This window comes from Pseudomonas sp. dw_612 (genome assembly GCF_018449725.1).
In the GTDB taxonomy this organism is placed as follows: domain Bacteria; phylum Pseudomonadota; class Gammaproteobacteria; order Pseudomonadales; family Pseudomonadaceae; genus Aquipseudomonas.
Genome location: NZ_JAAVVC010000018.1, coordinates 84,381 through 99,680, shown reverse-complemented (window position 1 = coordinate 99,680; position 15,300 = coordinate 84,381). Strand labels below are relative to the sequence as shown.

The following is a 15,300-nucleotide window of genomic DNA, read 5'->3' as shown; positions in this document are numbered from 1 at the left end:
CTTAAGCTTTTTTTCACATGGGTTTCACCTGCTGGCGACGCCCGCCTCTCTACCCTCGCGGCATCTAATGACAGGTGCGACATGCCGGCGGGGCGGCTTTTTGTGGAATTGAGACTGAGTCTGTTCGGGATAAAACGCTCGATTGATCTGAGCCGTTTCGCCCGTTATCGCAACGCATTGGTCGTGCTCGCCTCGACGCTGTTGGTCATTCCACTGACCTTCTGGCTGCTGGCGCCCGCCGCCGTGCCGGATTTGGCCCATGGCAATGTGGCCGGCGCCAGGGCGTTGATGTCGGGCTGGGCCAAGGGCGACGTGATTGTGCTGGTGCGCCACGTCGAGCGTTGTGATCACTCCAAGGCTGCCTGCCTGAGCGGCAACGACGGCATCACCGATCGCTCCCGTGGCGTCGCGGTGGCCGTCGGTTCCCACTTCGAACACCTGGGCCTGGCCAAGGCCGACATCTACAACAGCCCGGTGATGCGCACGGCACAGACCGCCGGCTACATGTTCAATTCGGTGGGTGTGGGCGAAGACTGGTTGATCAGTTGCAAGGGCAGCATGCTGCGCGACGCTTTGGCGCACAAAGTGCCGGGCAGGAATCTGATTCTGGTGACCCACAGCGAGTGCATGACGGAGCTGGAAAAAAGCATGAACGTTTCGACAGACACTCTCGGCTATGGCGCCTCGCTGTTCGTGTCCACCGAAACCCCGCAAGCGCCTTCCATGCTCGGTTACATCGAAGCCTCTGACTGGCGCTCGGTGACCACCCGATAATTTCTTTGGCTCAAATTTCTTTGGTTCAGGACTGACAATGCAGACGGCTTCCGCTTACCGCTTTTACTGGGTGAACTTCGGTATTCCACTGGCCTGCGCGGCGGCGGTATTCCTGATGTTCGACATGACCACTATCGACATCGCATTCAGCAATCTGCTGTTTGATCCGGTCAGCCACAGCTTCCCGCTGGACCAGGTCCACTTCTTTGAAAAACTCACCCACAAGTGGGCGCGGATCATTCCGAACTGGACCGGTGAAATCGCCGTGATCGGCGCGATGCTGTCGTTTGTCTGGCCGCTGATCAACCCGCCAAAACACCCGCGGCTCGGTGGTTTTCTGGAGCGCACTAAAGCGGCGCCGGTGCTGCGGTTTGCCAACGACCATCAGCGGGATTTTCTGTTTGTGGTGGTTGCGTTTGCCATTTGCACCGGTGTGATCCATTTCCTCAAGTCCCACACCAGCGTCTATTGCCCGATTGAAACGACCCTCTATGGCGGGAAAATGGCCCATATGGAGTGGTACAACAACTTCCAGTTGTTCAAGGAAGCCGGCGCCGGTCGCTGCTGGCCGGGTGGGCATGCCTCGGGCGGTTTCACCATGCTTGCGTTGTACTTCGTGGCACGCCGTTATCGCTGGCGCTTTTCCAAAGCCGTGATGTGGGGGGCGTTGTTGCTTGGTTTTATTTATGGCACGACGCGGGTTCTGCAGGGTTGGCACTACATGTCCCACACGTTCTGGGCCGGGATCTTCGTCTGGCTGGCGTGTTTGCTGACGGCGCTGGCGTTTTACGGGCGGGCGCGGTTGGAGGTGCCGGTGTTGCAGCGGCATGAGCGGATTGGTCGGATGGTTGAGCCACAGACTGTCGTCTGAGTACTGTCCTGAATGACAAAACCCGCCAGCCTCTGATTGAGGGTGGCGGGTTTTTTGTTGTCTGGTTTGGGGCTTGTGGCGGCTGGGAGATTGCCTTCGCGAGCAAGCCCGCTCCCACAGGGGAAATGTGGTGTTCACACAATCAATGTGGGAGCGGGCTTGCCCGCGAAGAACGATAACGCGGTGTAACGGATCAACGCCGCACGTCCTCACTCCCCCACGAAGTAATACGCCTGCCGCCCCACCATCATGGTCTTGAGCACCTTCAAGGGCGCCGCCGGTTCGCTGTCGCCAAGCATGACCGCCACATTGGTCGGCGAGGCCCGCAAAAACGCATGCAACTGCGCCTCGGTGTCCAGCCCCTTCAATATGCGCTGGGTGTAGAACACGCTGGCACCGCCGACCCGTTCATTGGCCTGAAACAGCGCGACCTGTTGCCCATTGGCCTGCAGCGTCTGAATCTGCTCGGTCAGCGGCAGGAAGGACAGCTTGATGTCGGCCCGGGGCATAGCCCATTGCGCGGCGGCCAGGTAGCTGGCGATCACAACCGTGAGCAACCCGGCGGCCAAACCTTGTCGGTGCCGGGCGATATGGCCGATCAGGCTCGGGGCACCTTCACGGGCCTTCAGCCTCTGGAACAGAACGCTCGCATACTCCGCCGCAATCACTGCCGCGGCCGGCGTCATCGACATCAGGTACACCGTGCGCTTGCTCGATGCCAGGGTCAGCATGACGAACTGCGCGAGAATCCACAGGCTGAAAAACAGCAAGTAACGATTGGCCATGAGGCTTTTGCGAAAGTGCCACAACCCCAGGTACACCAGAATGTTCCAGGGCAGGAAGGCTTCCGGCAGTTTGGCCAGGTAGTAGTAGAACGGCTCGTAATGCCCGGCTTCGACGAAGGAACCGCTGAAACGACCAACGCTGTTGGTCAGCAGGACTTCGCCCACGGCATGCGCTCCGCCGCGTTGATACAGCACGACGAGCCAGATCAGCAGCGGGATCAGCCCCACCAGCGTCAGCAGGCCTGGACGCAGCCAGTCGGCGATGTTCAGGCGTTTGTCCATCAGGCTCTCGGCCAACAGAAACGCGAAGATCACCACGCCTGGCATGGCCAGGCCCAACACACCTTTGCTCAGGGTCGCGATGGCAATCCCGACGACGAACAGCAAGCCGTTGCCGACCGTGGAATGCCGTTGCCCCTGAAAAAAGGCCAACAGTGCCATGGTCACGCCGAGGGCGAGCAAGGCGTCTTCTCCGACGCCGCGCACATTGCTCCAGTAACTGGCCATGGTTGCCAGCAAGATCCCGGCAGTCCAGGCAATGGCCTTGGGCCGGCCGAACCGCCGCAACATCCCGTACAACACCATCACACTGAACAACCCGGCAAAGGCCGACGCCAACCGCACCGCCCACGGTATCCCGCCAAATGCGCGGATCGCCCCAGCATCAATCCACAGGCTCAGGGGCGGTTTCTCCAGAAAGGGTTCGCCGAACAGACGCGGTGTCACCCAGTCGTCATCCAGGTGCATTTCCATGGCGATCCCGGCGACCCGGGCTTCGGTGGAACCTTGCAATTGATGATTGCCCAAGGCGAAGAAAAACAGCAGCGCGGCAAGCAGAAACAGTGAAGGGGCGGCACGGGACATAGGCTTCTGGCTACCGGACAAGGGAACGGGAAGCCCGAGCATACGGGGTGAATACTTAACAAATTGTGAACGGCACACGAAGTATTACGCGAGCGGTCTGGACCAGCGCTGTTCCGGTGTTTCAAAGCGATCATTGATCAATGCCGTCAGCACATGATCCTGCCAGCGCCCGGCGATGCTCAGGTAGGCCTTGGCGTAGCCTTCACGTTCAAATCCCAGGCGTTCCAGCAGCCGCGCGCTGCGTTCATTGCCGGGAATGTAATTGGCCATGATCCGGTGCAGTTTCTGCTCGTCGAACATGTAGCCGATGCCCGCTTCCAGTGCTTCCTGCATCAAGCCTTGGCCTTGATGGGCTTCGTCGATGTGGTAACCGAGATAACAGGCCTGGAACGCCCCGCGGGTGATGCCGCTGAAGTTGCACGCGCCGATCATCCGGCCATTGTCCGGGGCGAGCAGCGCGAAGTGCACCGCCAGACCGGCGCTAAAAGCGCTTGCTTGAATTTCGAGACGCGGGCGGATGCGTTCAGGGCTGTGGTAGTCGGCAGGGCGAATCGGTGACCAGCGGGCCAGGTGCCGCTGGTTGCGCTGATAGAAGTCGCTTTCCAGCGCCGCCTCTTCTGGGGCGAGTACGGCCAATGTCAGGCGTTTACAGGGCAGGGTCAGCAGCGGCATGGGCGCTCCGGGTCACGGGGTCGATGCGCAAGCATTGCGTGGCCAGCGGAAAAACTCAAACCACCAGCGGCAATGTCACGATAAAGGTGCTGCCCAGGCCATCCTGTCGTTCTATAAGATCCCTTGAATGGCCACACAACTATTCAAAATGAAACTCGTTTTAAGGATAAGACATGGCGTTTTCATTACCCACTGAGCTGCCTTTGATGAACTTGAGGGCGCCCGATCCCGGTTTATGCACCGCGTTGCAGCATGCGTTGAACGCCAGTTTTACCCAGCACGCCGAGTTTCTGCCCTGGGCCAAACCTTATACCAGTGAAGATGAAGCGCGGGCTTTCATGTGGCGATCGGTCGAGGAGTTCGAAACCGAAATCGGTGAGCGGCGGTTTTTTATCGTTGCCGATGAGGGCCAGGTCATCATCGGATGTATCGGCCTGAAGCCGCGCGGGCGTAACCGTTATGTGGTGGGCTATTGGGCCAACACCGAGTATTCGGGCAAAGGGCATATGCGCCGGGCGCTGGAGGCTCTGATCAAAAGCTCGTCGGGCCAGACGTTTTATCTGACGACATCCTCGGCCAACGTGTCCAGTCAGCGCTTAGCCGTGGCGGCGGGGTTCCAGTTGATCAGAGTGTTCGCGCAAGCGCGGCAGACAGAACGGCACGGTGTTCAGGCCACTTATCTGTATCGCTTGAAACACCCGTAGGCGCTATTCACCAGGCAAAAAAAAGCCCGCGGGAGGGCGGGCAAACCGTAGTTTCTTGAATGAGCGAGGGCAATGTACCGGTTGGCGCGGGGCGATAGGGTGAAGAAAAATTCATCTGCTTCGCTCGCCCGGCCCGTGCGCTGCTTACGGCATATGATCCGCCGCAAAATCCGCCTCCGAACGCGCCCGCAGACGGCCCTTGCGACAGGCCTGTTGAAAGCGCTCGAAATCTTGCTCGTTCTGTTGGGTGTAGCCTTTGGCGTACTTGAAGAGTGCATCGGCCAGTGCGTCGCTTGTACCGATGTAGCCGCTGATCTGCGCGGCGTGTCCTGAGGATTTGGCGTGGGCCCGGGCCAGTGCACGGCCACAGGTTCGTCCGTAGGCGGCGAAGGTTTCTGCATCGAACGTCTCTATCTCCGCAGAGACTTTCATGTCGCGCAATTGGCGCACATAAAAGTGGCGACCACTGGGCCCGGTGGTCCAGCCGAGGAACAGGTCGCTGGCCGATTGCATCAGCCGTTGGCCGTTCACCACGCGCTGACCGTTATGCTGCACCCGCGACTTGGTCTTCACGTAGCCGGCGAGCACCGAGCGTCGCGCTTCCTTGAACTGCAGGAACAGCGGGTTCTCCTGTTCGTCGGTCAACAGCGCCACCAGGCAACGCGTGCCGACACTGCCCACGCCCACGACTTTGAACGCCATATCGTGAGCATGGAACCGCGACAACAACTCACGACGATCCGCTTGCAACGTGGCTCGATAATCACCCATGAACGTGTCGTAAAGCGGCTTCCAGTCCGAGAGACGCAGCCAGTCATCATCGGCATCCAGCAGTGTCGTGGTGGTGTGCAGGTGGAAAATTTCCGGCAAGTCATCGCGAATCGTCAGACGACCATTCGCGTCACGCTCGCAGATTTTTGGCAGCAACTCGGCATGGGTGCGACGCTCGGCTTTCTCGATGGCCCGCTCCACGTGTTCCAGAGTGGCTTTGCTCGCTTGCTCCAGCAAATCGTCGTAACTGATGGACTCGTACCAGGTTTCCAGCGCGCTTTGTTCGGCGCATTCGGTCATGGTTTTCTGATACGCCGCGACCACTTGGCGGCACACCTCTTCCTCGATCGTTTCCCCGTGGCGCAGATCCCGGGCGGCAATCACAAAACTCGCCACCAATCTTTTAAGGTCCCATTCCCACGGCCCCGGATGCGCTTCGTCGAAGTCGTTGACGCTGAACAGCAGGTTGCGCTCAGGCGTGGCGAAACCGCCGAAGTTCATCAGGTGACTGTCGCCACAGATCGGCGAAATCAGGCCCATGCTGGAGGTGCCGGCCAAGTCGTGGGCCTGGAGCAGGGCGTTACCGCGATAGAAGGAGAGCGGTGAAACCAGCATGCGGCCGTAGCGCAATTCGACCAGCGACTTTATACGGCCCTCGCTGGACGCCTTGATCAGCGGCAGTGGATCGCGGTCGATGTTGCCCAAGGCCGACTGAGTGGTGCGGGGGCAGGTTTTGCGAGCGCCCTTGCCTTGTTTGAGACGGTCTTTGAGGGTAGTCATGGGGGCTCGTTTGTTGTTTTTGGGGCTGGGCGTGATGAGTGTAGAAGGGCGGCGGGACTTCAGTGATGTGCAATATGACAAAACTGTTCTGGGCGGTAGGTGTGTTGCCGCGGTCCGCGATTCGCGAAAGTAATCGAAGGGGGCGGATTGATGGCATGATCGCCTATGCGCGGGTTCTCGGTGCCCTGGATTGTGAGCTTGCCGTTATTCCTGCCGCAATGCCGACGCTTGGAGAGCTTGGGGATTTGTTCGAATGAAAATGCCGTCTCTCAAAGTCAGCACCCCTGAGGGCAACAGCGGCAGCATTCTTACCAGCGGCGACGATTTCCTTTTCCGTTATCTCGACGATGCATCCCCGAGGATGTTCTGGCACTGGATCTGGCGGGTAACAAATCAATGGTTGCCTCGCGCCAAGGGCTGCTGGAGTTTGCACAGACCTGTGAGGTTGAACGCCCCCAGGAACGTATTCAACGGTTGCTTACTTCGCTTGAGCGGGTGCTTGAACGTTATCCCCAACATAGGGAACCGGCGCCCGACGTGGTGAGTGCCATTCAACAGTCAGTTGCCCCCTTTGCTTTGACTTTTGGGTAGCCAGCGACAGCCATAAAAAGGGTGACCTCAATGAGGTCTCCCATTGGTTTTCCGGTCAACATCCGGTCAGTGGTGCACTGGCTCATTTTTTGATCCGGGTGATCCGATATTTTCCCGCGCTTGATTGACCAACAACTCTGCAAAAACAATTAACCGCTGAATCGCCCATGCTTTGCTGCGCTGCGGGCCGTCGAGCTGGGCAATGAAGTCGGCAGATACGGACTTCAGCGAGGCCAGGTTTTGGCTCGCATGAGCGAGCAGGGTTGGCGCGTCGATATCCGGGTTAACGGCGAAGATAGTGCGCGTTGGGTCAGATCGTCTCGGGTCACTTAGCCAAGCATTGCGATAGTGGTCGGCGACTGCGGTAAGTTGCTTCAGATCGAGGGCGTCCGATCCTGAGAAGTTAGGGTTTTTGATCAAGGTCAGGCGGGGTTTTTTCATGGAAGAACTCCGGAAGGTTGGGGGTCCCACGCTTTACGGCCTGTCAAAACCGTTCGCCGGGCTGCAACACAAATCGGAGGTTATCTGCTCGGACGGTCACCCGATACTTCACGGAGTTCGACACAACTTGAGGGAAATGTCCTAGGACGTGGTGCCTACAACTCAGCCGACCTCACCGTATGCTTGAAATGATGCTCCCAAAGCCGTGCCCCTAACTCACCCGTCCGATCCAGCGATGACCCCACCGTCAAATCCGTAATCAACGTCGGCTGCAGCCCCGCATCAAACAACGCAAACCCCGCCGCCAGGCAGCAAGTCTCGGTCTGTAATCCGCAGACCAGCACACGATCCACCTTCAGGCTTTTCAGATACGCGATGGTTTCCGGCGATGGCGCATAACCATGCTTGATGAAGATGCGATCAGCCGGGATCAGGCTGTCGTCGTCCGGCGCCGGGTGCCAGCCGAGTTGTTTCTGGAAGGGGGTTTTGGATTCGTCGTGACGTTCGACGGTGGCGACGCTGGGGAACGTGCCGATCAATTTCTGAATACCGTCGACCAGCCATTGCGGTGGGGCAAAGCTGGGTTGGACGTCGATGATGAGGAGGGCTTGGTGCATGGGCTTCTCCGGGTATTCATGTCGGTTGGCGCGCCTCTCGCGGGAAAACCCGCTTCCCACGGCGGGGAATGATTCGTCATCCCCCAGATGCAACAAAACCCGCACTTGGCGGGTTTTGTCTTGCTTCGTATTTGGTGGAGCCGGGGGGATTTGAACCCCCGTCCGCCAGTACTCCGCTGTCGGTACTACATGCGTAGCCGTTTCTATTAAGTTAACCCTCAGCGACCCGAAGGGCAGGGTGCTTTGGGCGAGTTGTGTAAGTTTTAGCCGCTTCGTCCACAACGTACTGCACGGCGATTCTGTTCTATATGACAATCACTTTGGGTTTACAGACATCCCCTGGTGATTGCTGGACCCGAAGGTACCAGAAGCTCAGGATCTAAAGCTGCTTACGCAGCGAGAGAGAATTCCTGGCCGTAGGTTTCGTCATTGGCAACTATAAGTAGTTGCAACAGTGGATTTACGAGTTCTGTTACCAACTCGGCATGCACCTAAAGTTTCGCGACCGGCGTCGAATCCTAAACGGCCCCGTGCCTGTTGCTCGGTGTATCAAAGTGAGCAACAGACGTGTGCAGTGTACGCCAACACGCGTCAGAAGGCCAACCCGAAGGTTGGCCGCGGGTGATCATGGGTTCGCTGCTCAGTTTGCCATCGACAATGCCTGGCTGGCCTCGGTGGCGCATTTTTTGTCATCTTTGGAAGCCTGTGACGCTTTGGCGCTGGCCAGCAATCTTTTGATCTCCGGAGCGTTGGGAGAGGTCGCTGGCAGCGAGTTCACTTTGGCTTCGAGCTCTTGCAGTTTGCTCGTACACAGGTTGTTGTCCGCAGCGAATACGGGAGAGGCCAACATTGCAGCAGACATGAACAGACCAGCGAGTGCGGTACGTTTCATGGATATCTCCTAGTACTGATGGTCTCGGTGCTGCCGTATGAGCGGGCGGCTCGGCCGAGGTTGAAAGCAGGCCACGAAGCATGGGGCCTAGTCAAAAGACCACGGCACGGCGAAGTAATTCGGTTTTTGAAAATCGGGAACGACGACAGGCCTGTTGCTCTGTGAATCGAAATGAGCAACAAGCCTGTGTGTTACATCAGCGTCTGCGAAGCAGGCCATCCCAAAGGTTGGCCTTGCCGGGTGCTATTGCTTGCCGCCATCACTGGACTTCTGAATGTCCTGAATCGTCTGGGTCGTTTCGGCGATGCAATCTTCAGTGCCTTTTTTGGTGCCCATTGCGTGATCGGCTTTGGCTTTTTCAACGGAGGCCTGAACCTGCTCAGTCATCTCCGGAGAGATCTGTGCCTTGGCGTTTTCGATGGTTTTCAAGTTGACCGCACAGAGGTCTTCGGCGGCAAACGAGGTGGACGCCATCAGCGAGGCAGTAACGAACAGACCTAACAGTACAGAACGTTTCATGTGTATCTCCTTGAACTGAGGGTCCAGGCATCGCTGGCCATCAGGACGGGCTGCCGAGTTTGGGTAAGGCCCTGCATTTGCCGGGCTTAATCTGTGGACTACGGCGGCTCGTCAGGGTTCTATTTTTCTTGCTGGGCCCTCGCTCGTGTCACCCGATCCACCAGATAGACCAGCCCGTGGTAGTCAATTCCACCGTGTTGCGTCAGGCCGATCTCGCACGTACGGCTGGTGGAAATGCCCTCACTGCAATGCTGCACCGCATCCTTGAGCGAGCGCAGCGAGTGGGCGTTCAACTCCGGCGTGGTGAAGCCCTTGTCACCCGCAAATCCACAGCAGTGAATGCCTTCAGGAATGACCACGTTGTTGCTGCATTTGCGCGCCAGATCGATCAACGCCTGGCTTTCCCCCAAGTGCTGAGTGCTGCAGGTGACGTGCACGGCGATCGGCGCTTCCTGCGGTGTGAAATCCAGCCGATCCATCAAATGCGTACGGATAAAACGCACCGGGTCGTACAGGTCGAGGCGCACTTCGCCGAGGTCCTGAACCAGCCGTAACGTACAAGGGCTGGTGTCGCAGTAGATCGGATCGAGCCCACCACGGCTGGCGTGCAGCAACGCGCCAATCAGTTCCTGGCGCTTGTGTTCGGCCTGTTCGGCATAGCCCTTGGAGGCGAACGGCTGACCGCAGCAGAGGTTGTCCTGATTCTCCGGAAACACGACTTGGTAACCGGCCTTTTCCAGCAACCCACGGGTTTTGTCGTACAGCGACATCTGCTCTTTATCCCCCGCCGCCGGGCCCATTGCCCGCGAGACGCAGGCTGCCAGATACACCACCCGAGGGCGTTCGTCCGACACGACCGGACTGAAGCGAATGGCTTTTTCCGGCTGCGGCATGGCGTTGGTCCATTGCGGGACCTGGCCTTTGGACAACCGCGTCAACGTCGCCGACAACTTCGCCAGGCGCGGCGCCCCCAACAGCATCCGCGCACCATTGGCGACGTGCAGGGTGAAGCGCGCACCTTGCAGTGCAGTGGCGAAATTTCCTTCCAGCCAATTGGCGGTTTTCGTGTGCGTCGCCTTACGGCTGCGGAGCTTTTTCACCAGCTCACCGGTGTTGATTCCTACAGGGCAACGTTGTGCGCATAGCCCGGTGGCGGCGCAGGTGTCGATGCCTTGATAGTCGTAAGCGGCTTCGAGTTCGGAGGTATCGACGCCGGCGCGTTTTTTCGCCTGAATGTCACGCCAGATCACGATGCGCTGGCGCGGACTCAGGGTCAGGCCTTTCGACGGACAAACCGGCTCGCAGAAACCGCACTCGATGCACTTATCCACAATCTCGTCGGCGGCCGGCAGCGGTTTCAGGTGCTTGAGGTGAATCTGCGGATCGTCGCTGAGCACCACGTCCGGATTAAGAATGCCGTTCGGGTCGAGCAGGCGTTTGAGTTGCCACATCAATTGATAGGCATCGCTACCCCACTCCAACTCGACGAAGGGCGCCATGTTGCGACCGGTGCCGTGCTCCGCCTTCAGTGAGCCGCCGAATTCCACGGCCACGAGCTGCGCCACGTCGTCCATGAACGCCTGGTAGCGTGCGACTTCTTCCGGATTATTGAAGCCTTGGGTGAAGACGAAGTGCAGATTACCTTCCAGTGCGTGGCCGAAAAGGATCGCCTCGTCGTAGTGATGTTTGTCGAACAACTCGATCAAGCGGTTCACGCCGATGGCCAATTGTTCCACCGGGAAAGTCACGTCTTCGATGATCACGGTGGTGCCGGTTTTACGCACGGCGCCAACCGCAGGGAAGGTGTCCTTGCGGATCGCCCACAGTCGGGCGTTTTCCACCGGATCTTCGGTGAAGTCGACTTGCTTATCCACCGGGAACGACGCCAGGGACGTCATGATCTGCGCCAGTTGTTCGCGCAGTAAAGTGGGCGAGGCGGCGCGGGATTCGATGAGCAAGGCGCAGGCATTATTCGACAGTTGCTGTACGAAAGCGGGCATGCCGGGTTTGTCCTGTACCGAGCGCAGGCTGCGACGGTCCAGCAATTCCACAGCCGACACCGGTTGGCTTTTCAGTACGGTGACGGCGTTACAGCAGGTTTCCACATCCGGGAAGACCATCAGCGCCGAGGCCTTGTTCGGGTGGTCAATCACCGTGTCGTACGTCACCGCGCTGATGAACCCGAGCGTACCTTCAGAGCCAACCAACAAGTGGCTCAAGATATCCACAGGCTCGTCGAAATCCACCAGGGCATTGAGCGACAGGCCGGTGGTATTTTTCAGACGGTATTTGTGGCGAATTCTTGCGGCTAATTCGGAATTGGCGCGGGTCTCGCGGCCCAACGTCGCCAGGCGCTCCAGCAGTTCGCAATGGCTTTGGCGAAACGCCGCGACGCTGGTCGCATCTTCGGTATCGAGGCGACTGCCATCGGCCAGCACCAGCCGAATCCCGGCCAGGGTGTGATAAGTGTTTTGCGCCGTGCCGCAGCACATGCCGCTGGCATTGTTGGCGACGATGCCGCCGATTTTGCAGGCATTGATCGAAGCCGGGTCCGGACCGATCTTGCGCCCGAAAGGTGCCAGCCACGCGTTGGCCTGGGCACCGATCACGCCCGGTTGCAGGCGGATTTGTGTGCCTTGGCCGCGAATCTCGCGACCGTTCCAGTTGTCCCCGAGTACGATCAATACCGAATCGCTGATGGCTTGCCCGGAAAGACTGGTGCCGGCCGCGCGAAACGTCACCGGGACCTGATCCCGTTGCGCCAGTTTCAGCAGGGCGACCACTTCGTCCTCCGATTCGACGCGGATCACCAGTTGCGGAATCAACCGGTAGAAACTGGCGTCGGTGCCGAAGGCCAGGGTCGACAGCGGGTCGTCGAAACGTCGGTCCTGAGGAATCAGTTGCTGCGCATCACGCAGGAAAGCCGCAGGTAATGTCATTGGTCCTCCAGGATCAACACCACCAGGTCTTTCGGACCGTGGGCGCCGTAGGCCAGCACTTGCTCGATGTCGGCGGTCTTCGACGGGCCGGACACCAGCAGCGCGTTGGTCGGCATGCCTTGGGCCCATTCGAATTCCTGCTGCACCTGATAGAAGTTGTCGCGGATTTCACTGGCCTTGAGCAGGGCGAAATGCACCGGCGGCACCAGGCTCATCAGTCGTGGTTCTTCCCGTGTCGGCCAGAGAATCAGACTGCCCGTCGCGGCGATTGCGCCGAGTGTGGTGGTCAGGCTGGCCGGGGTGTCGTTAAACAATTCGGCTTTCCATTCTTCTACCGGGCGGTCGTAGGACTTGAGCGCTGGCAGGTCGGGATTTTTCGACCAGTGCTGTGTGACACGTTGACCATGGGGCGTCGTCGGCGCGATCAACAAGCTCGGCAACTGACGATCCTTCAACAATTGAGCTAACAACCCGGGCCAATCTTCGCCCGAGGTGAGGTGGATTTCAGTGTGTACCGCTTCCATCAGTTTGCGCAGTTGCGGAATGCGTTGTTCGGCCGCGTAGGTGTAGGGCTTGGTCAGCAGTTCGACATCGAACTCGTCAGGCACCGGTGTAGTTCCGGTCAGACTATTGCGCAGTTTGGCGAGGATATTTTGCTTGGCGCTCATCAACGGTCTCCCTGTTTGGCCAGATGCTCGCGGGCCATGTCATGCAGCGAGCGGGCAGCGGGTTTTGGCGCGCTGTGGTTTTGCGTCCATGGGCCGACATTGCTTGGCGCAAGGGCACGCAGGCGCGTGGCGAAGAAGCCGAACAAACGATAGAGCGTCGGCGAGCTGTTGAGTTTCGCCCAGGCGTTCCAGATAAAACGTTCCTTGCGCGAGTACTTGCTGCCCTGGCCGCGCATGACTTGATGCGGGCTGTCCGGGGCTTTGACGTTCTCTTCGCGCAGGCGTCGCAGTAATGCGGGGATCGGAATTTTTACCGGGCAGACTTCGCCGCAGGCACCGCACAGCGACGAGGCGCTCGGGTGATCCGGGACTTTCGCCAGGCCGACCATGTGCGGGGTGATGATTTTCCCGATAGGCCCAGGGTAAACCTCCCCATAGGCGTGACCGCCGATTCGAGTGTAGACCGGGCAATGATTCATACAGGCGCCGCAGCGAATGCAGTTCAGGGTCTGGCGCAATTCGCTGTCAGCAAAGGCCTGGCTGCGACCGTTGTCGAGCAATACCAGGTGCACCTCCCGGGGGCCGTCGAGTTCATGTTCCTTGCGCGGGCCGGAGATCATGTTGACGTAGGTGGTGATCGGCTGGCCCAACGCGGAGCGAGTCAGCAGCGACACCAGCGGTACGACGTCCCGCAGGTTTTCGACGACTTTTTCGATGCCGGTGACGGCGATGTGCACCGGCGGCACGGTGGTGGTCATGCGCCCGTTGCCTTCGTTTTCCACCAGCAGCAGGGTGCCGGTTTCGGCCACGGCGAAGTTGACGCCGGAGACGCCGATGTCCGCTTCGAAGAATTTCTGTCGCAAGACTTTGCGACCGATCTGAATGAGTTGGTCAACGTCCTTGGTGTACTCCACGCCAAGTTTGTCGTGGAACAAGGACGCGACCTGACCGGCATTCTTGTGGATCGCCGGCATAATAATGTGTGAAGGCTTCTCGTGGTCGAGCTGGACGATGTACTCGCCCATGTCCGATTCCAGGCATTCAATGCCCTGTTCAGCGAGGAAATGATTCATCTCCATTTCTTCGCTGACCATCGATTTGCCCTTGATCACTTGCCGCCCCTCGTGAGCGCGGATGATCGAGAGGACGATGCCATTGGCCTCGTCCACCGTTTCCGCCCAGTGCACTGTCACACCGTTGCGGGTCAGGTTCTGTTCAAGTTGTTCGAGCAGGTCGGGCAACTTGGATAACGCACGGGCGCGGACAGCATTGCCCAGCGCTCGCAAATGTTCTCTTTCATGGGCATCGCTGAAAGACGCTGCCCGTTTTGTCATCAGTGAATCCATCGCAGTGCGAAAGTTGTTTCGCAGTTGCTTGTCAGCCAAAGCCTCGTGAGCCCGGGTCCGAAAGTCTTCTTCCACGGTAACCGTAGGAATAATCGCGGAAGCGTTCATCGAACACCCCCGGTACGCTGCCAAAGGAAACTGGCCAGGTGTTGGCCGCGCAACGCTTCCTTCTGTTTTTCCAGCGAGCCGTTGATGTTCATCAGGCAACCGCAATCGGCACTCAAGACCTGATGCGCGCCGGATTGCTTCAACGAGCGGGTCTTGTCAGCCACCATCGCGCCGGAAATGTCTGGCATACGGACGCTGAAAGTCCCACCAAAGCCACAGCATTCACTTTCGTGGCTGTGCTCGACCCGTTCCACGTTGCCCAACTGCGCCAACAACTCGCGGCCGTGCAGGTGAGTGTTCATCTCACGGCGTGCCGAGCACGACGTGTGCAGCGCCACTTTCACCGGTTCACCGCAGTCCTTGAGTTGCACCTTGCAAACAAACAGCAAGAACTCCGCCAACTCGTAGGTCCGGGTTGCGAGGGCTTGCACCTGTTTCAAGGTGTCCGGCTCGTCCTTGAACAAGTCGGCGTAGTGTTCGCGCAACATCCCCGCGCAAGAACCCGACGGCACCACCACCGGATAATCCCCGGCAAACAGCGCCAGTTGCGAGCGCGCCACGGTCCGGGCCTGTTCGGTGTAACCCGAGGTGTAGGCCGGTTGCCCGCAGCAGCTTTGCCCTTGTGGGTAGTCGACACGGATGCCTTCGCGTTCCAGCAGGTGAATCGCGTCCATCCCGGCCTCGGGGTAGAACAAATCCACCACGCAGGTCCCGAACAGGTACACCCTCGACGGTTTTTCGCTGGGGTATTGCCGAGGCAGGGGCAGTGGCGGGGCGACGCGGGTTGCGTTCGGCACGGCGTTGTAAAAAAGCTCGCTCATCAGGCGTGTCTCCGGGTGGTCCCGGTTATCCGTCCGTTGAGGCTGCTGAATATAGAGCGACAAGCTTTCAGCAGCCTTACAGACCGGGTAGTGAATAGCTGACGCCGGAATCGTGGTCCGGCGTCGGTTTTTTCCGT

The 15,300-nt window shown here is 58.9% G+C and carries 14 protein-coding genes, 1 other RNA gene and 2 pseudogenes; 5 read left to right on the top strand and 12 right to left on the bottom strand.

Annotated elements, in window-relative coordinates:
* Positions 1–102: 102 nt before the first annotated feature.
* A complete protein-coding gene (locus tag HB680_RS23890) occupies positions 103–774 on the top strand; it encodes a histidine phosphatase family protein (protein ID WP_213940912.1) in 672 nt (223 codons plus the stop codon).
* A gap of 37 nt (positions 775–811) precedes the next feature.
* Entirely contained in the window at positions 812–1,645 is an 834-nt protein-coding gene (locus HB680_RS23885; RefSeq protein ID WP_213940911.1) for a phosphatase PAP2 family protein, read from the top strand.
* Between the two features lie 209 nt (positions 1,646–1,854).
* Here HB680_RS23885 and HB680_RS23880 read toward each other — a convergent pair whose 3' ends face one another.
* Both HB680_RS23880 and rimJ read right to left on the bottom strand, forming a co-directional pair.
* Entirely contained in the window at positions 1,855–3,294 is a 1,440-nt protein-coding gene (locus HB680_RS23880) for a glycosyltransferase family 39 protein (protein ID WP_213940910.1), read from the bottom strand.
* Positions 3,295–3,378: 84 nt separating this feature from the next.
* A complete protein-coding gene (rimJ, locus tag HB680_RS23875) occupies positions 3,379–3,966 on the bottom strand; it encodes a ribosomal protein S5-alanine N-acetyltransferase (RefSeq protein WP_213940909.1) in 588 nt (195 codons plus the stop codon).
* Between the two features lie 173 nt (positions 3,967–4,139).
* Between rimJ and HB680_RS23870 the strand changes: the two genes are divergently transcribed.
* Entirely contained in the window at positions 4,140–4,670 is a 531-nt protein-coding gene (locus HB680_RS23870) for a GNAT family N-acetyltransferase (protein ID WP_213940908.1), read from the top strand.
* A 144-nt stretch (positions 4,671–4,814) separates the two neighbouring features.
* Here HB680_RS23870 and HB680_RS23865 read toward each other — a convergent pair whose 3' ends face one another.
* A complete protein-coding gene (locus HB680_RS23865) occupies positions 4,815–6,221 on the bottom strand; it encodes a DUF2252 domain-containing protein (protein ID WP_213940907.1) in 1,407 nt (468 codons plus the stop codon).
* 152 nt (positions 6,222–6,373) lie between these two features.
* Between HB680_RS23865 and HB680_RS23860 the strand changes: the two are divergent.
* Both HB680_RS23860 and HB680_RS33135 read left to right on the top strand, forming a co-directional pair.
* Positions 6,374–6,478 (top strand): annotated as a pseudogene (locus tag HB680_RS23860) (transcriptional regulator); the annotation flags it as partial.
* Between the two features lie 72 nt (positions 6,479–6,550).
* Positions 6,551–6,812 (top strand): annotated as a pseudogene (locus HB680_RS33135) (type II toxin-antitoxin system HipA family toxin); the annotation flags it as partial.
* Between the two features lie 66 nt (positions 6,813–6,878).
* On the opposite strand, the gene HB680_RS23855 reads toward HB680_RS33135, so the two are convergent.
* The 9 genes from HB680_RS23855 to HB680_RS23815 all read right to left on the bottom strand — a co-directional run bounded on the left by HB680_RS23855 (position 6,879) and on the right by HB680_RS23815 (position 15,163).
* Positions 6,879–7,253 carry a hypothetical protein gene (locus tag HB680_RS23855; RefSeq protein ID WP_213940906.1) on the bottom strand — a complete coding sequence of 125 codons (375 nt, stop codon included), beginning with the start codon at positions 7,251–7,253 and terminating at the stop codon, positions 6,879–6,881.
* Between the two features lie 155 nt (positions 7,254–7,408).
* On the bottom strand, positions 7,409–7,870 hold the full coding sequence (locus HB680_RS23850) for an isochorismatase family protein (protein ID WP_213940905.1): 462 nt from the start codon (positions 7,868–7,870) through the stop codon (positions 7,409–7,411).
* Between the two features lie 132 nt (positions 7,871–8,002).
* Positions 8,003–8,400, bottom strand: a transfer-messenger RNA (tmRNA) gene (gene ssrA / locus HB680_RS23845).
* A 110-nt stretch (positions 8,401–8,510) separates the two neighbouring features.
* Positions 8,511–8,762, bottom strand: coding sequence for a hypothetical protein (locus HB680_RS23840; RefSeq protein ID WP_123516507.1), 252 nt, complete (start codon positions 8,760–8,762; stop codon positions 8,511–8,513).
* A gap of 243 nt (positions 8,763–9,005) precedes the next feature.
* Entirely contained in the window at positions 9,006–9,281 is a 276-nt protein-coding gene (locus HB680_RS23835) for a hypothetical protein (RefSeq protein ID WP_213940904.1), read from the bottom strand.
* 119 nt (positions 9,282–9,400) lie between these two features.
* Positions 9,401–12,220: an FAD-binding and (Fe-S)-binding domain-containing protein gene (locus HB680_RS23830; protein WP_213940903.1), complete on the bottom strand. Its 2,820-nt coding sequence runs from the start codon at positions 12,218–12,220 to the stop codon at positions 9,401–9,403.
* A complete protein-coding gene (locus HB680_RS23825) occupies positions 12,217–12,888 on the bottom strand; it encodes a lactate utilization protein C (RefSeq protein ID WP_213940902.1) in 672 nt (223 codons plus the stop codon). The genes HB680_RS23830 and HB680_RS23825 overlap by 4 nt, the downstream gene beginning before the upstream one ends.
* Positions 12,888–14,342: a LutB/LldF family L-lactate oxidation iron-sulfur protein gene (locus HB680_RS23820; RefSeq protein WP_213940901.1), complete on the bottom strand. Its 1,455-nt coding sequence runs from the start codon at positions 14,340–14,342 to the stop codon at positions 12,888–12,890. The genes HB680_RS23825 and HB680_RS23820 overlap by 1 nt, the downstream gene beginning before the upstream one ends.
* Positions 14,339–15,163 carry a (Fe-S)-binding protein gene (locus HB680_RS23815; protein ID WP_213940900.1) on the bottom strand — a complete coding sequence of 275 codons (825 nt, stop codon included), beginning with the start codon at positions 15,161–15,163 and terminating at the stop codon, positions 14,339–14,341. The genes HB680_RS23820 and HB680_RS23815 overlap by 4 nt, the downstream gene beginning before the upstream one ends.
* Positions 15,164–15,300: the final 137 nt, after the last annotated feature.